Origin of the sequence: Tunturiibacter lichenicola (assembly GCF_051013355.1) — a bacterium.
Lineage (GTDB): Bacteria > Acidobacteriota > Terriglobia > Terriglobales > Acidobacteriaceae > Edaphobacter > Edaphobacter lichenicola_F.
The window spans coordinates 3,189,714-3,213,690 of record NZ_CP132944.1; the positions used below are offsets into that span (position 1 = coordinate 3,189,714).

The window sequence follows — 23,977 nt, forward strand, 5'->3', positions numbered from 1 at the left end:
GTTTTTCATCTATCCGTCACATTAATCCCGCGTTAACAGGGGTATTCGCACAGCTAACACAACATGTTGTGCTTTATACTTGACACACCCCATAAGGGGCGTTACTTTCACGACTGCAGCCAAGCAAGACAAGGCTAAGTTCTCCACAATTTTCAGGTACGTCCGACCCCCGCTGGCTCCCCGAGCCTGATAAATAACCAGCGACTTCGGCGTCAGTTTTACCCCTCAGAGCGAGAGCATTCGGGGCATCGAAACACCAGATTAATCATCAAATTAGAAGGAGTTACTCCCCCATGGCGACCATCCCCAATCAGACCCAGAAGCAGAGCCAGACGCCCACCAGCGCCGCCCACCAGACGACCTCGCGTGCCCCGGGGCTGACCTTTGATCGCCACTTCACCAAACCGGGTGTCTCCCCCTATGACGAGATCGTCTGGGAGCTCCGCGACGCCATCATCCAAGACTTCAAGGGCAAGACCATCTTCGAGCAGAAGAACGTCGAGGTTCCCGCCGACTGGTCCATGACCGCGACCAACATCGTCGCCAGCAAGTACCTCCACGGCCTGAACGGCACCGCCGAGCGTGAGTCCGGCGTTCGCGCCCTCATCACCCGCGTCGCTGAGTCCATTCGCGACTGGGGGATGGCCGATGGCTACTTCGCCAGCCAGCAGGACGCCGACACGTTCTATGCCGAGCTCGCCCACCTTCTTCTGAACCAGAAGGTCGCCTTCAACTCGCCTGTCTGGTTCAACGTCGGGTGCGATCGTCTTGAGCCCAACTCCGACGCCCAGAACTGGCACTGGAACGCCACCACCGGCAAGGTCGAGTTCTCTGTCACCGGCTACACCAAGCCCCAGTGCTCCGCCTGCTTCATCAACTCGGTGCAGGACTCGCTCGACTCCATCCTCACCCTCGCGAAGACCGAGGGCATGCTCTTCAAGTGGGGATCGGGTGCAGGCTCCAACCTCTCAGGCATTCGCGGCTCTATGGAAACCCTCTCGGGCGGCGGCACCGCATCCGGTCCGCTGAGCTTCATGCGTGGCTTCGATGCCTTTGCTGGCGTGATCAAGTCCGGCGGCAAGACCCGTCGTGCCGCCAAAATGGTCATCCTCAACGTCGACCATCCGGATATCGACGACTTCATTCAGTGCAAGGTGAAGGAAGAGCAGAAGGCCTGGCACCTCATGCAGGCGGGCTACGACGGCAGCGGCCCAGACTCCGAGGCTTACAGCTCCATCTTCTTCCAGAACGCCAACAACTCCGTCCGCGTCACTGACGAGTTCATGCGCGCTGTCGAGACCGACGGCACCTTCACGACTCGCACCGTAAAAGACCGCAAGCCGGTGAAGGAGTACCGCGCCCGCGACCTGATGCATCAGATCGCCGAAGCAACATGGCAGTGCGGCGATCCCGGCATGCAGTACGACACGACCATCAACCGCTGGCACACCAGCAAAAATACGGCACGCATCAACGCGTCCAATCCTTGCTCGGAGTATATGTTCCTCGATGACTCCGCTTGCAACCTTGCTTCCTTCAATCTCCTGAAGTTCCTCACTCCGGGAGGCCAGTTCGACATCCCCAGCTATCGTCACGCCATCGAGATCGTCACCACCGCGATGGAGATCATCGTTGACTCCGCCGGTTATCCGACGGAGATGATCTCGAAGAACTCGCACGACTACCGCCCGCTGGGACTTGGGTACGCAAATCTCGGTGCGCTGCTGATGGCCTTCGGCCTTCCGTATGACTCCGACGCTGGCCGAGACTTCGCCGCTACGCTCACCTCGATCCTCTGCGGCGATGCCTACTGGCAGTCGTCGCGGATCGCCGAGACGTGCCCTCCGCTTGGTGCTGCGACTCCGCTTACGCAGAGCGCGCACATTGAAGGCGGAGCCTGCCCCGGCTTCTACGTCAACCGCGAGCCCTTCCTCGACGTCGTTCGCATGCACCGCGCTGAGGTCAACCACATCGGCAAGTCGAAGAACTCCGCTGAGCCTTTCTTCGTGCCTCAGCTCGACCAGCTCATCGAAGCCAGCCGCCACGCCTGGGACGGCGCTCTTGCTCACGGTGAAAAGCACGGCTATCGCAACTCGCAGGTCACTGTTCTCGCTCCCACCGGCACCATCGGCTTCATGATGGACTGCGACACCACCGGCATCGAGCCTGACCTCGCCCTCGTCAAGTACAAAAAGCTCGTTGGCGGCGGCATGATCAAGATCGTCAACAACACCGTTCCCTCGGCGCTGATCAAGCTTGGATACTCCGAGTCTGAGGTCAATGCCATCGTCAGCTACATCGACGCCACCGGCACGATCGAGGGCGCTCCCTCCATCAAGGCGGAGCACCTCGCAGTGTTTGACTGCAGCTTCAAGCCCTCCAAGGGAACTCGCAGCATCTCCTACATGGGCCACATCAAGATGATGGGCGCCACGCAGCCTTTCCTCTCGGGAGCCATCTCGAAGACCGTCAATCTGCCGCAGGACTGCTCCGTCGACGACATCGCCGAAGCCTACATGGAGAGCTGGCGTCAGGGCCTCAAGGCCGTCGCCATCTATCGCGACAACTCCAAGGGTACGCAGCCCCTCAACGTCACCGCGCAGACCGATGCCGACAAGAAGGGCACTCGTTCCACCGAAGCCGTCGCCGCCAAGCCCAGCGAGTCCGAGCTCGCCGCACGCCAGCAGCTCGTCGAGGCCATGGAGACTGCGACCTCGGCTCACGCCCGCATCCACGCTCTCGAAACTCAGCTCAAGGCCATCGCCGAAGCTGCTCTGCAGAACTCTGACTCCGTCGACGCGCAGTCCCCACCGCGCGCCGTTCGCCACCGCCTCCCTGCCGAGCGCGCCAGCGTTACACATAAGTTCGGCCTCGCTGGACACGAGGGCTACATCACCGTCGGGCTCTACCCCAACGGCCAGCCCGGCGAGATCTTCATCCGCATGGCCAAGGAAGGCTCCACCGTCTCCGGACTCATGGACTCCTTCGCCACCGCCGTCTCCCTCGCGCTCCAGCACGGCGTGCCTCTCCGCGTCCTCTGCGAGAAGTTCGCCCACACCCGCTTCGAGCCCTCCGGCTGGACGGGCAACGAGCAGATCGGCTACGCCAAGTCGATCATGGACTACATCTTCCGCTGGATCCAGATCCGCTTCCTCTCTGGCCACCAGTTCGACCTCTTCGCTGGCCTCAGCCCGCAGAACCAGGGAACCGATCAGGGGCAGACCAGCATCCCGATCGAAGGCACCGTCAACGCGCCCGGCAACGTTGTTATCCCCAACCTCTCCGCAGCGTCGCAATCTTCGTTGTTGTCATCCCGCGAAGTGGAGGGATCTAGTATTAGCAACTACGACAGCCACGAGCACACACACACCACGACTCCACCCCAGCAGGGAATCGCACCCGACCTCAGCGCTCGCAGCGGACTCGAATCGTCCGATCCTTCCTCGTTCGAAGACCGCGGCATCTACCACGCCTCCGACGCCATGAAGTCCATGTACGAGATGGGCGATTCACCCTCCTGCGCCACCTGCGGAGCCATCATGACCCGCAGCGGCTCGTGCTACCGCTGCATGTCCTGCGGCAGCACCTCGGGATGTAGCTAGAAACTTTTCTGTACTTTTAGTGGAGTTTTTGTGGGGTGACGCATAAGGCTAAAGTTTTACCCCATAAGGCTAAATTCGACACCCCATAAGGCTAAAGTCCTTATGGGGTGTGTATTTCTAGCGGCTCCAATGTGCGACGTTATACGATCAAGGGTCTCTCGTTAGTCGAAGTTGATGAGCTACGCATCAAGAATGAAATCGCTGTTTGAATTCCTCATCGATCAAGTATTTCTGCGCACGAGCAAGCACTGCGGCGATATCGGGTTCCTGAGTCTCTATTGGATAGCGGCGTACAAGGTCGAACGCAGGCAGCGTGAGGCCTTCGTAGAAGCTGGATCCGGTTACATCGAGAGAGTTGGTCGAGAGCAAAGCACCTCGATCGAAGATCTTCGTGGAGCCCGTCGCCGGGGTACTGACAGCAGTAGCCGGCTCACGCACTCCGGTGACCTGCAGATCAACGATGAAGATGGTGCCATATGGGGATTACAAATCCAACGTCCCCCGGAACGACGAATGTATCCCGATCGGAGCGAAAGAGCTGGGCCCACAGTGGATGGAGCATACTCCGATGCTCTGTGGTCATCTGAGAGTGCAGAGACCAGGAGTGCAGAGACCAGCGACCTGCCCAAAATAATGTAGCTGAATATACTGCAAGCAGGATGGCTGCAGCCCACGGCATCCAGACCCGCCACCAATGTGGCCGACTTCTTGGAAAGCTTGTCTCTGAATCGCTTTTTTCCAGCAGGGAGTCTGCCACGGGCGCCGCAAACATTGCATGGGGTTCCACGGTCCGAAAGACCGGAACATACGTTCCCTTCGGAATCTCCACTCGGATCACATCGTTCTCACCATCAGTCTCGTAGTACTCCTGCAGCCGTTTTCGCAGGTGTCTTGCGTAGGTGCGAACAATATTGTCCTCCCTCGGATCGAAGCTATCGCTCCGCTGGAAGACGTTCAATCCAATCTCATACTCCGAGATGCGCACCATGCCGTCTTCACGAGCACGGCGAGAGGCATAGGTCAGAAATGACGATAGGAGTGGAGATCTTGCAAAATGCCGGCTGCTCACGATGCGCTCTACTGCCGCATATTCCTCGTTCGTTTGGGACCCGGCGACACTAGTCATGTAAGACGTTGAGACGAAGATTTCTGCCATCGAGATGCGATGGCTACAACATTGCGTAGCCTGATCCTAGAACGCGCTTGTGAATGCTGCGTGAATGAATTCACCGTCCTGCATCAATCGAGAAGGTGTATACACCGGTTTCTGCATGAATACACATCCGTGTAACCGAGGAATGCAGCGCAATTCAGTCTCTAGGTAACGAGATTTTCATACAGGGGCAAACTCCTGAAATGATCGCCCCTCCCGCTTCAAATCTGCTGCGCGAAGGAGGTGTTTACACATAGCCATCACTTGTACGCCCTCCGCCTGTTCAATACTCTCCTTCCTATACCCGGCAGTGCAACAGATTCTGCGTTGCGGTCCGCGTTTCAAGAACGGTTTCGATCCCATTTTTTTAGGCTGGCCTTTATGAACTCTCTCCGTCTCCGCCTCATTGCGCTTGCGTCGTTCTCTCTCCTTCTACCGCCGGCTCTTTTCTCACAGGCAGGCGTCGCATCGCTCTCAGGGCTTGTCACTGACCCTTCGGGGGCTGTTATTCCCGGCGCTCCGGTCACGGAGACCAACATAGACACACAGGTCTCCCGCACTACAGTGACAGACCACTCCGGCTACTACACCTTCGTCGGTCTGCCGGTCGGCCACTATCGTGTTGCCATCATCCAGACAGGTTTTCAAACTCAGGAGACCGACCTCGTCCTCGACCCCTCCGAGCAGGCGCGCCAGGACTTTCATCTCGCTATCCAGGGAGCGACCACTCGGATCGATATCACCGAGGCCAGCCCCCAACTCTCCCGTGACGATGCCTCCATCGGCACGGTCATCGACAACCAGACCATCGTGGGAACGCCACTCTACCAGCGCAACTGGGACGATCTTATCCGACTTGTTCCCGGTGTCCAGGCACAGCGCTTTACCCAGCAGAGCGGAAGCAGTGTCTCGGGCAGCACAGGCCTCTTTGTCGTTCACGGCGTCGGCAACGAGCAGAACGACTACATCCTCGACGGTGTCGATAACAACACCTTCTCTGAGAATCTGCAGGAGCTCTCCGCTTCGGCATCTCGTCCCTCCGTCGACGTAATCAGCGAATTCAAGGTCATCAGCAGTGCCTACACTGCCATGTATGGCCGCAGCCCCGGCGCACAGGTCGACGTCACAACCAAAGGCGGCACAAACAATATCCACGGCCTGCTCTTCGAATATCTCCGCAACCGCGTCTTCGACTCGAACGACTACATCACCAAGTCGCAGGGTTTTCAGAAGCCAGAGGAGATCCAGAACCAGTTTGGCGGCAACCTCGGCGGTCCTATCTTGCGTGACCGCCTCTTTGCTTTCTTTAACTATGAAGGCACGCGCATCCGTCAGGGCGTCACTCGTATATCAACCGTTCCTCTACCGAACGAGCGAATTGGAGACTACAGTCCCGCCACCTCCGCGGCGGTAGGAGTCAAATATCCGACCCTCCGTAACCCGGCGACAGGCCTTCCGTTTGCGAATAATATGGTCCCGCAGTCTATGTGGGATCCGTTTGGCGCGAAAATTCTCAATGCCTTCCCACTGCCCAATCAGCCAGGCGACTTCAACAACTATGCACGAACCGCTTCTGTAATCGACGACAATAACAGCTACAACGGACGCATCGACTGGAACGCCAGTAACAAAGACGCCGTCTTCGCCCGGTACACCACGTCGAATCGTACCCGCGATGTCCCCGGCAACTTCGGTGGCATCGCCGACGGCAGCAGTACCTCCTCCTGGGGCAACTCTACCCTCAAGTCATGGGCCGTTGCTCTCGGCTGGAGCCACATCTTCGGTCCTAGCCTCACCAACGACTTTCGTTTCGGTTTCGTTCGCAACTTCTCCTACGATCAGCAGCAACCCTTTGGTCTCAATGATCCCTCCGAGTTCATTCCCGGCGTCCCCTCCAACCCCGCCACGAGCGGAGGCATCGGCATCACGGAATACATCAGTCACGCCGTGATCGGTTCGCCGGCATTCCTTCCCAAGCAACAGGTGCCGCAACAGTTTCAGTACACCGACACCGTTTCATGGATCAAAGGCGCGCACTTCCTGCGCTTTGGAACAGACGTCCGCGCTCCTATGCGCAACCTCTATCAGGATGAGGACTACACGAACGGTGGCCTCGCCTTCGCTGGTGTCTTCTCAGGGGACTCCTACATCGATGGTCTCCTGGGTGATGTCTACCAGGCCGCGCTCTCCAACGTCTTCTTTGTCGACCAGCGCATCTGGATGGCCTCCGGCTTCGCTCAGGATGATTGGAAGGTCACTCCCAAGCTGACGCTGAACCTGGGTCTGCGCTACGACTTTGCGACACCACCCTACTCGGCGAAGAACCAGCTCGCAAACTTCAATCCCGCCGGCACGGGATCTCTGGTCACGGCTACAGCCGGTTCGCTCTCCGACCGCAGCCTCGTCCAGTTGAATAAGACCGACTTCGCTCCCCGCATCGGCGCCGCGTACTCGCTTGACGACAAGACCGTGATCCGCGGCGGCTACGGTATCTACTATCTCCTGTTCAAGCGTGCCGGCAGCGAGGATCAGCTTGCCCTCAATCCACCAGACCTGCTCGAGGTCACGCTCAACCCCAACGGAAACAAGCCGGCCTTATTCCTCCAGAACGGCTTCCCCGCGAACACCCTGAATCCAGCTAACGTTAGTTTGTCCACCCTTCACATTCACGCCATGCAGGCCAACTCGCCCACGCCGTACACCCAGGAGTGGAGCGTCGGCTTCCAGCGTGAGCTACCCGCGCGAATGGTACTCACGATGGATTATGTCGGCACCAAATCCTCAAATCTCGACATCATCCGCGATCTGAACCAGTTCGTCCCCGGCACCACAACCTTCCCCTATCCTCACTTCGGCTATCTCGAGTATTCGGAGGCAAACGGAGTGGGCAACTACAGTGGTCTTGAGACCTCGATGCAACGTCGCTTCAGTGGCGGGCTGTCGTTCGAGGCCGCCTACACCTGGTCCAAGAACACCGGCACCACCTACGAGCAGACCTCCAGCAATGCCCTCAGCGGATCCGACATTCCCCAACGCGTGGTGCTGTCCTATCTGTACGAGCTGCCCTTCGGTCACAACAAGGCGTTCCTTCACTCTGGACCTGCTGCAGCACTACTGGGTGGCTGGCGCACCTCGGGCGTCTACACCTACTCGTCGGGATCGCCGTTTACTGTAACCTCGGGCGGCAACTTAAGCAACGACATCGATATCTACGGAAACGCGACGTCGCTCCCTAACGTCACAGGCCCGCAGAAGATCGTTGGCAACGTCAAGTGCTGGTTCTACACCTCTCTGAATAAGAGCTGTCCGGCACTTTCGCTCAACACCACGGATCCCTATGTCATCCCGACGGCGGCCAATCCCTACGGCAACGGTGGCATCAACAACCTGCGCGGACCGCACACCAACGTCTTCGACTTCGCTCTCATACGCGACTTCGATCTCCAGGAGAAGACGAAACTCCAGTTCCGCTGGGAGGTCTTCAATCTCACCAACAGCGTGCTCTTCGCGCAACCTGACTCAGGTCTTCTGGACAGTGGCGTCGGCCAGATCACTACGCTCGCAGGCGATCCGCGCATCATGCAGTTCGCGCTTCGCCTATCCTTCTAACCTCGCCACATGCTAGACCTCGAAAAAACGACGAGGTCCAGCATGTGGGCTACGCATAGCGACACCACGTAGCAGAAAATAGTACAAAGGAAAATTCAGCATGCGTCCCAAGTCCGACTCGGTCTTCACTCTTTTACTCCTCGGCCTCTCCGTTCTGGCTGCCCGTGCCCAGGGCCCGGATTTGGACTTCCTCAATCACAATCAGCCGCTTCTGGATGCGCACAACTGCTATCCCTACGAAGGGCATTGGAACGACCGTATTCAGCGGGCACTCGCCTCGGGCTATCCGGTCTCGATCGAGCAGGACCTCGCATGGTATGTCGATCCCGCTACCGGCAAGGGTCGCGTCGTCGTCTCGCATACGTCGCACACAACCGGCAATGAGCCTACGCTTGAAGATTATTTCTTCAAGCAGGTTCGCCCTGTCGTTGAAAAAGCTATCGCTGAAAACAAGCGGAGCCAGTGGCCGGTCATCGTCCTGCACTTCGACTTCAAGGATAATCAGGCCCCGCTCCTCCAGGCTGTCTGGCAGATCCTCGGCGAGCATCAGGATTGGCTTTCGACTGCCGTAAAGACAAGCGATCCAGCCACACTCTCGCCGATCGACAGGAAACCCATCCTCGTCGTTACCGAAGAGTCCGATGAACAGCAGAAGGTCTTCTACGACGACCTCGCCATTGGTGAGCGCCTGCGTCTGTTTGGCTCGGCGCACGAGCACGCCATGCCCAAAGGCATGCCGATAGAGCAACTCATGCACCTTGCCGTCAGCGTCACACCCGAGGAACTCCTCAGCGAGGCGCCAACAAACTACCGTCGCTGGTGGAATAGCTCCTGGTACACCGTGGAGGAGGGTGGTGAGCCACGCGCAGGCGACTGGACTCCAGCGGATAACATGCGGCTTCACGCGCTCGTCGACCACGCCCACAAGATGGGCTACTGGGTCCGCTTCTACGCACTCGACGGCTTCGCGCCCGCCGACGACCAGGGCTGGGGATCCGCCTATAACTTCGGCTCGCGCGAAGCAGTTGTTCTACGCTGGAAGGCCGCGATTGCAGCCGGCGTCAACTTCATTGCGACGAATCAGTACGAAGCGCTTGCTCCTTATCTGAAGCAGGAGGCGAAAGAGCTTCGCCCCGCAGCGTCCGCGAAGTCTGACAAGTAATCACTTCGACAACCCTGCCGCCGGAGCCTGCGTCCAATCCACGACGCAGGCTCCGGTACTTCCTTCAAGAACAATCCCTGGGAGAGTGGATGATCTTCGTAGCTCGTCAACGATATAGGCTCCTCGGCCTTCTGCTTACCGCGCTCTGCGGCAGCATGGCCACAGGCCAAACCTCTCCGCCACAAGACGAAGGCGATCTTCGAGCCGTCATTGTGATCATGCGCCACGGCGTCCGAGCTCCAATCGAGAGTGAGACCCGCTCCAGCGCCTACAACGCGCAGCCGTGGCCCGCATGGCCAACCGAGCCCGGCGTCCTCACACCCCACGGAGCCCAGGCCCTGCGCCTCCTCGCCGACTTCTACCGCATGCGTTATCTGACACTCCTGCAGTCGAACTCCTGCGAACATCCAGGCATCTACGTAGAGGCCAACACGACGCAACGCACCATCGCCTCTGCCAAGGCACTGCTTCCCGGCCTCTCGCCGCAATGCACCGTCCAGGCGCACTACTTCACCGACCGGCCGAACCCGCTCTTCTCTCCGTCGAGCAATAGCGCCGTTGATCACCAGCGCGTCACTGACGCCACCCTCGGCAGAATGGCCAACCAGCCCGACTGGTTCACAGGCGCATTCGCCCGTCCGCTCGAAAAGATGCACAGTGCTCTTACAGCCTGCGCCGGCTCCGGCTGCGACAGATCCACACCGGACTTCCGCACCATCCGCGTTCAGAACGGTGCCGCCGCGCCCCGCGATTCGCGCGTCGAAGGCGCCGTCACCCTCGCCGCCGACTTCGCCGAGAACTTCCTGCTCGAATACACCGAGGGCATGCCAATGTCGCAGGTCGGATGGGGCCGCATCTCCCGCGCAGACCTCGACGACCTCATGCAGATGAACACGCAGTATCACGACTTCATGCTCCGCACTCCCTACGGAGCCCAGGTCGCTGCCTCCAACCTTGCCGCGCATCTTCGCGACACCATTCTCAGCGCTGCGTCCGGCAATGCTACGCCATACCAACTCGGCACCACAGCCGACCGCTTCATCCTCCTCGACGGGCACGACTCGAACCTCTCCTGGCTCGGCGGACTACTCCATCTCGACTGGCTGTTGCCCGATCAGACCTTCAACGCCACCCCACCCGGCAGCGCACTCGTCTTCGAGGTACACCGCAGCCGAGCCAGTGGTGGCGCGACCGTTCAGGTTCTCTTCATAAGCCAAACCCTCGATCAGATTCGAGATCTCCGTCCGTTGACAGGAACTGAACGTCCGTCCATCGCGCCCATCTTCGTTCCTGGCTGCAGTGGCGTTGCGCCCGCCTACGAATGCACCGTGGAAGAGTTCACCAGGGTCGTCAACTCCGCCATTGACAACCGCTTCGTCGGTGACTCAACCAAAGTTGACTCACCGAAATTGGACTTACCCAAAAAAGCTGACCCTCGTAAATGATCAAAAAATACCGCAGCCTAATCACTTCGTTCGTTGTTCTCGCCGCTCTGGCGCAACCCACACTCGCCGATCCAGTCGATTGGGTAAACCTCTACATCGGCACTGGCAGCGGCCCCGTCGGCTACGGTCGCACCATGCCCTTCGTCACGCCTCCCTTCGGCATGACCAGTTGGACCGCGCAAACCAGGCAGAACCATCAGCCCGGCCTCTCTTACAAATATCAAGACAACACCATCTCAGGTTTTATGGGCACCCACCAGCCCGCCCTCTGGATGGGCGACTACGGCTACGTAACCCTCATGCCCGAGGTCGATTCCCTCAAGCCCGCTCCCGCCGAACGCAAACTGCCCTTCACTCACGCCGACGAGACCGTACGACCCGACTACTACTCCGTCACCATGGACGCCGGGCACTCCCGCACAATCCGCACCGAGCTCACTGCTACCTCCCGTTGTGCCTATCTGCGTTTCACATTTCCCGCAAACGACTCATCTCTCGTTCTCATCGAAACCTCTCGGCCAGGTATCGCCGGCTACGCCCACGTCAACACAGCCGACCACGAGATCACCGGCTATAACCCCGACCGCATCGACTCCGGCCTCGGCCCGCTGCGGCTTCCAAACTTCAAGGGCTACTTTGTCGTTCAATTCCGCAAGCCCTTCGCCGACGCAGGAACCTACCCCACCCAGCCGCAGCCAGACCTAGCCACAGGAGCCTTCGTCAGATTTCACACCACACACGGAGAGGTCATCGAAGCGCGCGTCGGCACTTCTTTCATCAGCCTGGAGCAGGCGCGAAAGAACCTTCAGTCCGAGATTCCCACGTGGAGCTTCACCGCTGTCCAACAGTCTCTACGCCGCCAATGGAACGCGAAGCTTGGCGAGATCTCCATCGATGGAGCCACCGAAGATCAACGCCGCATCTTCTACACTGCGCTCTACCACTCCATGCTCTATCCGCGCACATTCTCCGAGCACGGCCGCTACTACAGCGCATTCGACGACCACATCCACAACGGCGAATCCTACACCGACTACTCCATGTGGGACATCTTTCGCGCCGAGTTCAGCCTGCTCACCCTCGTCGCGCCCGAGCGCATCGGCGGCATGACCCAGGCCCTCCTCCAGGACTATCAAGAAGGCGGCTGGATGCCCAAGTGGCCCAACCCCTCCTACACCAACATTATGATCTCCACCCACGCAGACTCGCTCGTTGCCGAGGCCGCTGGCAAAGGCTTCACCGGCTTCTCTCCACGCGTGGCCTGGGACGCCGTCTACAAAGACGCCATGACGCCACCCGACGGAGACACCACGCGCTCATGGCGCGACCGCGAGCCGAATACGCCATACGAGGCGCGAGCCGGGCTCACCTATCTCAAAACCCTCGGCTACATCCCCGCCGATAAAACATCCGAAGCCGCCTCGAGCACCCTCGAAGACGCCTACGACGACTGGTGCGTAGCCCAGGTCGCGAAGTCGCTTGGCCGCACCGCCGACTACAACTTCTTCCTCCAGCGTTCGCTCAACTACAAGCACCTCTTCAATCCGCAGACCGGCTTCATGCAAGCCCGGAACTCCGACGGATCGTGGGCCAGCCCTGCCGCCGGCTGGACCGAAGGCGGACCCTGGGTCTACACCTGGGATGTGCTGCACGACATTCCCGGCCTCATTCAACTCATGGGCGGCAACGACAAATTCAACGCCCGTCTCGACGCCTACTTCGAAGGCGACTACAACTGGCACAGCAACGAGCCCAGCCACCACGTCGGCTATCTCTATGACTTCGGCGGCCAGCCCTGGAAGACCCAGAAGACGGTGCGCGAGATCGCGGAGAACGAATACGCAAACCAGCCGTCTGGCCTCGATGGCGACGACGACTGCGGCCAGATGTCCGCGTGGTACATCTTCACCGCACTCGGCTTCTACCCCGTCAACCCGGCATCGGGCGACTACATGATCGGCAGCCCTCTCTTCACCCGCGCCACCCTCCAGCTCAGCCATGGCCGCCACTTCACTGTCATCGCGCAGAACAACTCGGCAAGCAACCTCTACATCCAGTCCGCCACCCTAAACGGCAAGCCGCTAACATCCCCCGTCCTCCGCTACCGCGACATCGCCCAGGGAGCAACGCTACGCTTCGTCATGGGAGCGAAGCCATCCTCCTGGGCCTCTTCCTGGAAGCCTTCGCCTATCCAATGAACCTGCCGCCCTATGTTCCGCCGATTAAAAAAGGGAAGCCCCATGCTCGGAAGCACAATGTCCCGAAGATCTCTCTCCAAGAAACTCTTGCTAAGACGATTCTCGCTCGCGACCACTTTCATCTTCGCCACCGCCACCACCATGCGTGCCCAGGAACACCCCAACCTCAGCGGAACCTGGAAGCTCAATCTCGCAACCAGCGACTACGGCGATTTGCAGGGACCGGACACCCGAACCGACGTCATCAAACAACGCGACGGACGCATCAGCGAGTCTGTAACCGCTGAAGGTCGTCATCGCAGGCAACAATACACCCTGGACTTCGCCACCGACGGCACCCAGACCACTCTGCCCCCCGGGATCAAGATGGGCCCCGTCACCATCCTCAGCGTCTCGGCCCGCTGGCAAGGCGCCTCCCTGGTAGTCACACAGAACCTTCGATTTCAGGGCGCCACTCTTGTCGCCACCAACACCTATGCGTTATCCGCAGACGGCCACACCCTCACCATCGCCCTGGCGTTCGGCGGCGACAGCAAAGCCGCCGCGACATTCGCCTTCGATCGCGTCGATGCGCTCTGATCAGAGTGGGTATTCGAGATAACGCAACCGCTTTTCATTGGGACAATCACGACCGAAAGCGCATATAGAGGCGATCCAGGATCTGAACGCTATCTCGCAAAAGCTGTACTGACTTGGTCGACTTAGCATACTTCTAAATGATTGGCCCGGGCATCAATACTGAGATCTTGCGCACCAGTCAAGCGAATGACAAATGGGTATGGAGACTGCGGTTGGGTTTATCGATGAAACTCTCACTTTAGTCGTAAATGGGCGTCGAAACTTTCATCGTATACTTTCATCGATCTGCCAATAGGAAATCGCAAGTTGTTCAAACAGCTGTAAAGAAACTTTCACTATATGTATTCGCACATTTGTTGTCGGCGGCTGCCGCAGAGTCTATGAAAAAAGATGTTGGATCGGAAACTTGGCAGGCACAAAAATCGATTTTGTTGAAGCACTTGAGACATGGCAACTTGGACGATTTTGTCCAAGTCGTTTGTTCGTTCATCAAGCAGGATTTCGATTCAACTCTGGCGCTTCTAAGTACTCAAAGGCTTCTCACAGCTTCGCGTGACGTAAAGACAACCGCGTATCTCTGCAGGAATCTTCTCGATCAAATCGATTTGCTGTCCTTATCAGGTAAACAAAAATCTAAACTAAAAACTCATTTAAAAATAAGTACAGAATTTCAGACAATCATGGCGATTCTCGCTAAGAGATCGAGCCAGCTAAAAATTTGGAATCATTCATTCACAACCCTAGTAGTCCAAGTTGCGAGGAACATAGACTTCGTTGCGCTTCGAGTTCATCACGACGATGCTTTGACGATGGCCGAGATTGCGCCATTTGATGGGAAAGAGGTGTCGGAGAGCTTCCGAAATGGTTATGTTCGAGATGTTTCAGACGACGCGAACGTCATCATAAACGAAGCACGAAGACTGTTCAGAAAGGGGCAGCTTGGCTCCGACGACAGTCCGGTCGATGTTGATGACTTGGTGGAAGCATTTGAAGTAGCTAGTGACACCCTGAAAGTGGGTCAGTCTTGGGACTTCTATTCCTACAAAAGCGCTCACGCCGCAGTCACCGATGAATCGATAACGATTAGAATCCAGCAGACAAACCAGCAGAGAGCTTGGGACTGGTCCAAAACTCGTCATAGTTCCGCCGACTCAGTTGATAAGACTCTTTTCGGAAAAGTTTATCTGCCTGCACAGCAGAAGCACCTCAAAGCTTTATCCGGATTGCAGCCTCAGAAATTAGAAGTATTTTTGGAGAGCCCCAAAGGGGAAGAGTTGCGAAAGGATCTTCGCAGCGTTAAGGAAATCATTTCCTCTAATATCTTGAAGCACGTCGGGCGAGACCTTGATTTAGATGCAAAATTCACCCTTGAGGGGGGTATCTTCTCAGCGCGAGAGTTGGCTAAAGTATGGGGCATCTTAATGTTCTATATGGCGTGCGGAAGGATATGGCAAAGAGCTATTTACGACGCAACAAATTCAGTCATTGTAGCCACTCTTAGGAGAGGGACTCTCGTGCTCGCTATTCGAGAGTCATTAGAAGTAGACGAGACGAAGGCTCGATCACTTATCGATCAATTCGAACTCGTCATAAGCCAATCAAATCGCTGGGACTTATTTTATCGTCCTCTAATTCACTTCAACGACTCCGAAGTAATGCTTGCCTTGACGGTCATCGAAACATCGAGATTTTACAGAAATCTACTGACGATCATAGTCACTGAAAGTGGCGGAGATCTCTCAATGAAAGGTAAAAAACATCTAGACCTTCTTGAAAAAGATTTCACGAGAGCCGGATTCCGTATCCTGCGAGATAAGAAAATATTCGATGCGGGGGGAAAGCCGCTCACCGATGTCGACCTCGCCGTATCAAAAGACGGCGAAGTCATATTATTTCAGAGCAAAATACTTATACAGTCCGACACCAGCTACGATGAATGGAAAATCGACAATATATTGAAGGAAGCGGCGGAGCAAATGAACAGCTCAATTCCTGAACTTCAAAGGTTTTTAGCAAGGCACGCAAAGGGACTCGCGATCGATCCAAAAAAGTGCAACGTGACACTAGCTTTAGTTACAAACGTATGGAATCACACAGGTGCGGAAGTTGGAAAATACTTGGTCGTGGACACTAGCTACCTATCAATGATTTTGGATGGGGCGACTGTTTCCACTATTCGAAGCGACACAAATGAAAGACTTGCCCGCCGCAAATTCATTGCGGGCGATTTTCCGACAGGGCAAGAATTCGTTTTCCTGATGAAGAATCCGATTCATCAACAGGTGTTTGAAAAAGACGAACCGGCGTGGGCAGAAATCACGATTTGAGATCGGAAGTTCAGATTCCACGCTCTGGGAATCTACGAGGTGAAGCAGAAGGAGGGGGTGGCGGGCGGCCCATACACGAATTCAAGCCCATAATTGGGTGCCCCATCCTTCGCGCTTCTGCGAAGGGTGGGATACAGAACTCTGAAAGTTGAGATCTGGGCATTCGAGCGAAGCACGGTTCTCCAGGACGATCAATGAAAAAAGCAGTACCCTGAATGGGAACAAAGCGGAGGAGACCATGCCTCTATCACCGCGTGAGTTACTGGAAAAAGAGTTGGAGTCCGTCGTGCGAGATATCGATGCGATCGAGTACCAGATCGCCAGCGATCCTCCCGACACCACTGGCGAACTGCTCCGCCTGCGAGAGATTCAGCGCACCTATCGCGGTATGGCTGCAAGCCTCAAGCAGGCCATTGCGTTGGAAGACTCACATTTCATCGCATGAGTGGGCATTCGCGTGTCAGCCGGGTACCCCATATCTTGATTCTAAGATTTGGGAATTCGAGCGAAGCTTCCAGACCTGAGCTATCGCCACTGAGGCACCACTCCCGTCACCAACGCTCATTCCATGAGGCGGGTTGCGCGCCGGGATCGAAGAGCGGCACCATCCGTGGGGGGATCATTTCTAACGTATAGCCACCGCTATTGGTCCCGCGAATCGGCGTAGATGAAGCTCAAAAAGGGTTTATCGCGTTGTGTCACTCGACGAAGCTGTTTTGAAAACGGAAGCAGCCTCGCTCGGCAGATCAGACTGGGACTATAAAACGACTGGCAAGGGCAACGGTTCAGCAGGCACGGTGTGAAGGCCCCGCGCACTGCGATTGGTCGCTTGGATGGGGATGTCGATCATACCGCTATTCTCCGCAAAGAAGCTGCGCAGGCAGGCCGCGACATCCTTCGGTCTGTCGAGAGGAATAAAGTGTCCTGTGTCGAGCGTAACCACTCTTGAGTGCGGGATGAGCGAAGCGGCTCGCTCTACGAACGAGGCCGGCAAAACATCGCGTGATCCCTGGAAGATCAGCGTGGGCATCAGCAATGCTGTGAGTTTGGCTGGGATTTCACCCAACATATCTTCAGGTTTGCCCCAACGTACGAGTCGCATGAGCTGCCAGGAGCCGGTGAGGCCAGAGAATGGTTCATAAAACGCGCGCAGCAAAGCTCCGTTGAGGCGGCTCCCATGCCTACGCTTTGGATTGCGAGAGAAAAATTACGGGCATCACGCGGAGCAATGTGCAGTAGTTTCGTGAAAATTGGGAATGCGATGGCGCCCGCGCCTTCGCTGGCGCCGCCGCCTACCAGAGAGCCGAAGACCATGGTGAGCGCGACTCTCCAATCCGCAAACAGGTGGTGGATCGCTACCCAACTAGTCTTCGAGGGAGATCGGGACAGCGGAAGTCATGACGCCCGGATCATATGAGTTCCGTTCGCGGCCGCGCCGCAAGAACACGCTGATCACCACGGCCGCAAAGGCCACGCAGGCCAGATACACAATAAAACGAGGCTGATAAGACCCTGCGCGATCGTACCAGTGTCCGATCGCCATGGGACCTGTTGCGCCGCCGATGGCATATGCTGTCCAGGTCAATCCGTACAGTACCGAAAAATGCCGACGACCAAAGTAGTGCGCTAAGAGATATGGTGCGACATCGGCTTCGCTACCCAGACCCACCCCTAAGATCGCGGCTCCTATGAGTGCGACGGGCGATGTACCCGCGTAAGAAAGGATGAGAGCGCCCATCGCCGAAAGCAGAAGGACGAATGTTTGAATACGCTGCGGCGAGAAGCGGTCGATGAGAAATCCGACACATAGGCGTCCAATGATACCGGCGCCACCGCGAACAGAAAGCGCAAGCGCAGCGCTCTGCGCCGTGATCCTGTGCTCCGTAAGAATCGCTGCCAGGTTCGTCACCAGCCCATTTTCGCTGAACGCCGAGAGCATGATGATGCAGGCCAAAATCCAAAAGGATCCAGTACGAAGTGCGGCGGCGACAGTCATACCATCAGCAGACGAAAGGTTTTCATGCGCTACGCCCGTATCGGGCCGGTTGCGCACCAGTAACGCAGTCAGAGGCAAGCCCAGCAAAGCGATGCCGCCCAGCAGCACATAGGCGCTTCGCCACCCATGATTCGCGATCATCCATTGGGTAAGTGGCGGGATGACGATCGAACCAACTCCACTGCCCGTGAGAACCATCGCAAGCGCGAATCCTCTGTGCTTGTGAAACCACGAGAGCACAGTGCGTGCATACGCAAACTGCGCGTTTCCATTGGCGACCAGTCCCAGCACAAAAAATGTGAAATAGAACTGCCTGATGTTTGGTCCAAGCCTGCTGAGCGAGGCGAGCGCCAACGCAAAGATCAGGATCGACGGCAGGATGATGCGTCGAGGTGGGAAGCGATCAAGTAGAAGTCCAATGAAGGGAGATACCAGAGCGACGGTGATCGCCGCCAGTGCGAACGTGCCGCCGATCGCTTCCCGCTTCCATCCAAACGCAGCATGGAGCGGATTCAGGAAGAGGCTGAAGGTGTACGGGACGATGGGAGCGAAGCTCACCATCACTCCTGTAAATGCGGCCGCCACCACGCCCCAGCCAATGTAGTGACGAGAGCTCTCGTTCACTGCCTGCGGGGTAATTGTCTCGTTCATCGTTCGGCCGTGTCCTCCAGCTAGCTGACTAAATTTCGTCTCGCTCAAAAACCGTGGCTTACTGGCTCAGTCGACGTGCCATCGTAGCAAGCAGCTTAGGGCGCACGTCAGGCCGCGTCCATGGGCATTCCGCGATGCAGATTCCGCAGGAGGCCGCCTCCGTGAAATACGGAATGCACTTATCGAAGTCGACATACCACCGCTCAACGCCGCGTACCATCTGCTTTTGCGGCCCAATCGCGCCGGGTGGACACGCAGCCGTGCAGATCTGGCAGGTAGCACAGAATTCATCTGCTCCGAAGCGGTCGGGACTGGTGGCGACGAGTGGCATGTCCGTCGTAATTCCAGCGAGACGCACCCCGGATCCGAAGTGTCGGCTAATCAGCGATCCGTGCTTGCCGAGCTCTCCGAGCCCCGCAGCAATCGCCGGCGGAATTAACGCCAGAGCATTCGCAGACGGGCCCGGATGTGGTTTGGCGTTGTAACCCTGCGAGCGAATCCAGTTCACTAACGCATACGAAGAGCGCGTCCCCTTAGCGTACTGGTCGCCAACATCGCAGACACCCACTCCGTTTGTCTCATCGGATGGGACTTCCTTAAGCCGTTCGTAGTTGTGAGCGAGGGCGAGCACGACAACCCACGGATCTTCGATCGCATAGCCCTCGAAGACATACAGAGGATCCACGGCTGTGACACCTACACCATCCGCCTCGTGGGCAAGCGCAAACCTGGTCAACTCTGCAGTGAGTTGCTCGGCTGCAGCTTCGTTGCGAGTGTCGGCGATAGGAATCAACTCCGGATAGGTGTAGGCCGCTTGAAATGCCTCGGCTGAGCCAGGACATTTACGCGAGTTTGCGCGCGCTACGACCTGCAATGCACCCCAGGGGTGTTGATCCGGCGGATGCCAGAAGAACGGGGAGGGCCGGCGAGGTGTGGTCTCGCCCAGACCGTTGATTGGGTTGCCGGAGGCCGTGAGCAGCGCCAGAGTCTCCGGCTTGGGTCTGTAGCTGCCACGTTTCGGTCGCCGTGGATTGGCTTGATTGTTCACTCGTCTCCTCGAAGAAAAGACTTCAACCGCCCGAGTATAAGTCCGATGGTTGCTGAACGGTATCGATCAAAAGGTGGAGACGGCCCGCTCGATTACCTCACAATGTTGGCGTTTCGCCCGCCGACACACGTCCGCGTGCAAGTGTCTTGCGTCATTTGCTGCTATCGATGTTGGCGTCCTCTGTTGTTCGGCGTCCGTATAGGCTCTTTGCAGCCGTTCTTGGTAGTGAGACGGGACTTCCGCAAAACAAATTCTCGCTGTCAGCGGCAGCTTAGGTTCGGAGCGAAAATATAGCTGGATACCGGCTCGCATATCTGGAACCGGCCCCGCCTGATTCGTTGAGCCCACCGCGCCGCTGCTTCAATAGAGGCTTACCACTTACCGAAGTGAGCGCCTCCATCCACATGAAGCACTTCGCCGGTGACATTCACCGCTTCAGCGAGATAGAGTACTGCATCTGCGATGTCTTTAGCATCGGAGATCGTGCCCATCGGAGAGAGCGTCTTCAGAAAATCCTTGGGATTATCTTTGTGCATCGGTGTATCGACAATTCCCGGTGCCACTGCATTGAAGCGGATGTGATTCTTCGCGTATTCACTGGCAAGGCTACGCGTCACTGCGTCCAGGCCGCCCTTAGTGATCATAGCGAAGGACACAGGCAGAGCCGCGTTTGGATTTTCGACGGCGGACGCCGTTATGTTCGTCACGCTGCCACCAGTGCCTTGAACCAGCATCTGCTTCACCGCCAACTGCGTGATGTGGACGAAGCCTTCTATGTTGGTGGACAGCAGCGCGCGGAGATCGTCAGCTGTGTAGTCGACGAAGGGCTTCGAGATGAAGATGCCTGCGTTGTTGACGACGTGATTGATCGAACCGAATCTTGAGATCGCAGTCTGCGCCACCTTCTTTGCGGTGGATGCCAGCCCGATGTCCCCGTCGATGAGCGCGAGCTTCGGAGACGCGGCTAAACTCGATTCGGTAATCTTTCGCGATGTAGCAACGACAGAATATCCGCGGTCCAGAAAACTTTCAACAATCGCTGCCCCAATGCCCTGCGATCCGCCTGTGACGATAACTGTTCCCTTATTTGCCATACTGCTCCCGTCTAATCATTGCTGTGGACACCGCAAAGTTCTCGAGGAGAAACTCTCATCTGCGGCATTCACGCTGCTATATAGATGTGAGCATGGGCGCACGGGAGGCGCGATTTGTTCTGATGGGACCTATCACTTTAGCCAATAATGCCGGTCACCTATGAGGAAGCCAAGGCTGTAGATCTATCGGACCATCTTCAGAAATGCGTTGAGCGTGCTCGACGGATGACGATCAAGTCTCCGAACAAAAACGATCTCTACCTGTGCACGATCCGGTGGGAGCGTGTGGACGGCCACATGATCCTTCCAGGGACCATCGACGAGCGCATCTGGCAGAATTGTGACACCGACCCCTGCAGTGATACATGTGACGAGCGCGTCCAGAGAATCAAACTCAAGCGTCTGATACCGAAGTCCCATGCCATCAAGGACGGCTTCGAGCATCTGACGATAGGAGCAGTCTTTCGCAAACACGATCGCCCTCAGATTCTCAACCTGAGAAAGCTCATCAAGACTTTTCATGGACACAGGGCTGATAAGAACGAGACGTTCAAAGCCTATCGGTTGCACATCCAGTTCGTGATGGAGCACTGGCCCCGAGACGAACGCGCCATCAATTCGGTTCTCCAGCACTTGGTCGATCAGAGATGTTGTTGTACCGTTGATGATGGACAGTTCGACGCGAGGGTAGCCCTTGGCATACGTCACGGCAAGCATCGGCAGCTTTGGCCGAACGCTGTTCACTGTCGTTCCTATGCGGAGTGTACCTTTGGGGACCCCATCTTCTTTGACCGCCTCAACGGCTTCACGGAAGAGCGCACCTATCTGTTGCGAATAGGAAAGAAGCCTCAGTCCCGCATCGCTCGCCTGAACACCACGGCTGTGTCGTGTGAACAGTTGCACACCAAGTTCATCTTCAAGGAGACGAATCCGAGCTGTGACGTTGGACTGAACCATATTGAGTGCGGCAGCCGCCCGACTCATGCTTCCGCTCCTCGCTACGGCATCCACGATCCTTAAGTCATCAATGTCCATCGACCGATAGCCCTCTCAATAAGTCTAGAGCCAACTTGTTGACCAGAATTATCTAAGATAGCGGCGTGGGTCAGATCGACATCCGAGGGGTAAGGGCGGACGCTGCAAGTGTGCTCATCGTGCTATCTCCTCATTTGATTTGACATCAACGGGCGAACTACCTGTTCTCACTTCAGAACTGTACCTTAAGCGCGAGGGTCGAACGCGACCAACGATCTGGTATAAGGGACTGAGGCCACCAAGTTTCTGCGACAGGCTTGAGCGGACCTGCTTACCGGACACCTGCAGCTTTTTGCGGGTGCACATGATTGAGGATCGGAACAAATCGCCAATTCGCCAGTCTAGCTGGCTAAAACGCACCGACTCAAGCGGTTCTAAAGTGGCGAGTTCGCGTGGGTAGAGAGGCTTCCCCACATTCCGACGCGGTTGCGTCCATCGGATTTGGCCGAATAAAGGGCCTGATCTGCCTGCTCCAGTAGTTCTGTGGGGTCAGCAGGATCTTCGGGCATATATACCGTGAGTCCTACGCTGAGGGTTACCCGCATCCCTTGTTTCCCAAGGTCAGCCGTCGCGAGGCCCACGTCATCTCGAATACGATCCGCCAGTTGCGAGGCTTGTTGCAGTGTAGTGTCGGGCAGCAGAATTGCGAATTCATCTCCTCCGTAGCGCCCAGGCAGGTCAGTGGATCGGAGGCATTGGGCGATGCGTCGGGCTACTACCTGCAAGACTCGATCTCCCATAGCGTGACCCGCAACGTCGTTGATCATCTTGAAATGGTCCACATCAATGAGCAGGAGGGCAAAGTGTGAGCGGTAGCGTGACGCGCGCATAAATTCTCGTTCCAGAGCGGCATCGAAGGCGCGGCGGTTTGAGATTTCAGTGAGGGAATCGGTTACGGCATGATGATGCAACTGCTGCACCAGCTCAATCTGGGCCGTAATATTCGACACAATCACAGCCCAACCTAAGTGTTGCGTCCCGCGATGCAGCGGGAGAATACGCATCTCGAAGTGCTGTTCTTCGCCATTCACCCGCAGACTTAGATCTTGCACACTCTCCGAAGTGTTGAACGCTTTCAGGAAGCCTGAGCTCTCGGGAAATACGCTGGATAATTCCTTCCCAAGGCAGGGCTCCGACAGCCATGGAAAGAGCACGCTTGCGGCCGGGTTGAAATCCACCAGACGATGTCGCAGATCAATCGCAAGCACTGAATCGCGGATGCTCTTGAACACGAGCGACCGTACCGTCGGGACAAGATGGAACCACTCCAGTCGGAATACCGCAACGTACACGAGCGCGACCGTAAGGCAGAGGGAAAGCGGCGCCAGGTCGAGTCCCCACGGGCTCCAACCAAAGAAATAAATCAGGTAGCCGATGAGTGGCGGCATGCAGGACAACGCAAAAAAAATAGATTGCAACCTGGCCAGCCCCGAACACCCGCGAATGCGCGATAGGCAAAGTACCGTCCCATAAGAAAGGGAGCCATACAGAAATGCCAGATTCAGCCACGCAATGGGGCCTCTGTGGACCTCGACCACCCAGAAAGGACCGCGCGGCACAAGTACCATAGAGCGGTCATACAGACCGTGCATGCCGTTGGTCCATTCGGCAATGGCCACGATCACTGGAATGATCGATAAAAGAACTGCGCGGCCTCGCAGGCCGAAGTGCCGCCGTCCAATCAGGACCCAAAGCGCGGGGATCCACGGAATACCGATGTACTCCACTCGGAGCCAGAAGATTGCTCCGGCAAGCGTGGTTTGCGCCATCTCTTGCGCATAACCGAGGCAGTAGAAAGCTTCGGCGCACATCGCCATAGCCAACAAGCGCGACTGCGGCGCTTGGCGCCGACGCGTGGCTGTCAGGGCGGCCATAACGAACAGGCCAAGAGACACTGCGAGGAGAAAGAGCTCTAAAGAAGTGACAATATTCGCCGGCATGAAAGAGAGGCCACAGATGGCTAGACACTTCACATTATCGGCGCCGCTCTCAAATTCCTCAAACTCTCGCTAATAAGACAGTTCTTCGGGCAATGCGACTGCGGCGAGTGAAGTTGCCAGTGACCGCATGGCCCGGAT

15 protein-coding genes are annotated in these 23,977 nt (G+C 57.0%); 8 read left to right on the plus strand and 7 right to left on the minus strand.

The window, feature by feature from the left end; all coding sequences use genetic code 11:
• Positions 1-293: 293 nt before the first annotated feature.
• Positions 294-3,602: a vitamin B12-dependent ribonucleotide reductase gene (locus RBB82_RS13520; RefSeq protein WP_433971104.1), complete on the plus strand. Its 3,309-nt coding sequence runs from the start codon at positions 294-296 to the stop codon at positions 3,600-3,602.
• Between the two features lie 186 nt (positions 3,603-3,788).
• On the opposite strand, the gene RBB82_RS13525 is transcribed toward RBB82_RS13520, so the two are convergent.
• The gene (locus RBB82_RS13525) at positions 3,789-4,040 is read right to left on the minus strand and encodes a hypothetical protein (protein ID WP_433971106.1); all 252 of its coding nucleotides are present in this window, start codon (positions 4,038-4,040) and stop codon (positions 3,789-3,791) included.
• 1,096 nt (positions 4,041-5,136) lie between these two features.
• Here RBB82_RS13525 and RBB82_RS13530 point away from each other — a divergent pair.
• From RBB82_RS13530 to RBB82_RS13560, 7 genes are all read left to right on the plus strand, one after another.
• A complete protein-coding gene (locus tag RBB82_RS13530; protein ID WP_433971108.1) occupies positions 5,137-8,364 on the plus strand; it encodes a carboxypeptidase regulatory-like domain-containing protein in 3,228 nt (1,075 codons plus the stop codon).
• A gap of 100 nt (positions 8,365-8,464) precedes the next feature.
• Positions 8,465-9,526 carry a hypothetical protein gene (locus RBB82_RS13535; RefSeq protein ID WP_433971109.1) on the plus strand — a complete coding sequence of 354 codons (1,062 nt, stop codon included), beginning with the start codon at positions 8,465-8,467 and terminating at the stop codon, positions 9,524-9,526.
• Positions 9,527-9,615: 89 nt separating this feature from the next.
• A complete protein-coding gene (locus RBB82_RS13540) occupies positions 9,616-10,971 on the plus strand; it encodes a histidine-type phosphatase (RefSeq protein ID WP_433971110.1) in 1,356 nt (451 codons plus the stop codon).
• On the plus strand, positions 10,968-13,169 hold the full coding sequence (locus tag RBB82_RS13545) for a GH92 family glycosyl hydrolase (protein WP_433971112.1): 2,202 nt from the start codon (positions 10,968-10,970) through the stop codon (positions 13,167-13,169). The genes RBB82_RS13540 and RBB82_RS13545 overlap by 4 nt, the downstream gene beginning before the upstream one ends.
• A gap of 57 nt (positions 13,170-13,226) precedes the next feature.
• A complete protein-coding gene (locus tag RBB82_RS13550) occupies positions 13,227-13,748 on the plus strand; it encodes a hypothetical protein (protein WP_433971114.1) in 522 nt (173 codons plus the stop codon).
• Positions 13,749-14,128: 380 nt separating this feature from the next.
• Positions 14,129-16,075 (plus strand): hypothetical protein, encoded by a 1,947-nt coding sequence (locus tag RBB82_RS13555; protein ID WP_433971116.1) that lies wholly within the window; start codon positions 14,129-14,131, stop codon positions 16,073-16,075.
• Positions 16,076-16,313: 238 nt separating this feature from the next.
• Complete coding sequence (locus RBB82_RS13560; RefSeq protein WP_433971118.1) at positions 16,314-16,520, plus strand: hypothetical protein; 207 nt, start codon at positions 16,314-16,316, stop codon at positions 16,518-16,520.
• Between the two features lie 312 nt (positions 16,521-16,832).
• On the opposite strand, the gene RBB82_RS13565 is transcribed toward RBB82_RS13560, so the two are convergent.
• The 6 genes from RBB82_RS13565 to RBB82_RS13590 form a co-directional block, all read right to left on the minus strand.
• The gene (locus RBB82_RS13565; protein ID WP_433971120.1) at positions 16,833-17,231 is read right to left on the minus strand and encodes an alpha/beta fold hydrolase; all 399 of its coding nucleotides are present in this window, start codon (positions 17,229-17,231) and stop codon (positions 16,833-16,835) included.
• Between the two features lie 207 nt (positions 17,232-17,438).
• A complete protein-coding gene (locus RBB82_RS13570) occupies positions 17,439-18,722 on the minus strand; it encodes an MFS transporter (RefSeq protein WP_433971122.1) in 1,284 nt (427 codons plus the stop codon).
• 58 nt (positions 18,723-18,780) lie between these two features.
• A complete protein-coding gene (locus RBB82_RS13575; protein WP_433971124.1) occupies positions 18,781-19,770 on the minus strand; it encodes a 4Fe-4S dicluster domain-containing protein in 990 nt (329 codons plus the stop codon).
• Positions 19,771-20,141: 371 nt separating this feature from the next.
• Positions 20,142-20,864 carry an SDR family NAD(P)-dependent oxidoreductase gene (locus RBB82_RS13580; RefSeq protein ID WP_433971126.1) on the minus strand — a complete coding sequence of 241 codons (723 nt, stop codon included), beginning with the start codon at positions 20,862-20,864 and terminating at the stop codon, positions 20,142-20,144.
• 183 nt (positions 20,865-21,047) lie between these two features.
• Positions 21,048-21,899 (minus strand): LysR family transcriptional regulator, encoded by an 852-nt coding sequence (locus tag RBB82_RS13585; protein ID WP_433971127.1) that lies wholly within the window; start codon positions 21,897-21,899, stop codon positions 21,048-21,050.
• A gap of 374 nt (positions 21,900-22,273) precedes the next feature.
• Entirely contained in the window at positions 22,274-23,839 is a 1,566-nt protein-coding gene (locus tag RBB82_RS13590) for a histidine kinase N-terminal 7TM domain-containing diguanylate cyclase (RefSeq protein ID WP_433971129.1), read from the minus strand.
• Between the last annotated feature and the right edge of the window lie 138 nt (positions 23,840-23,977).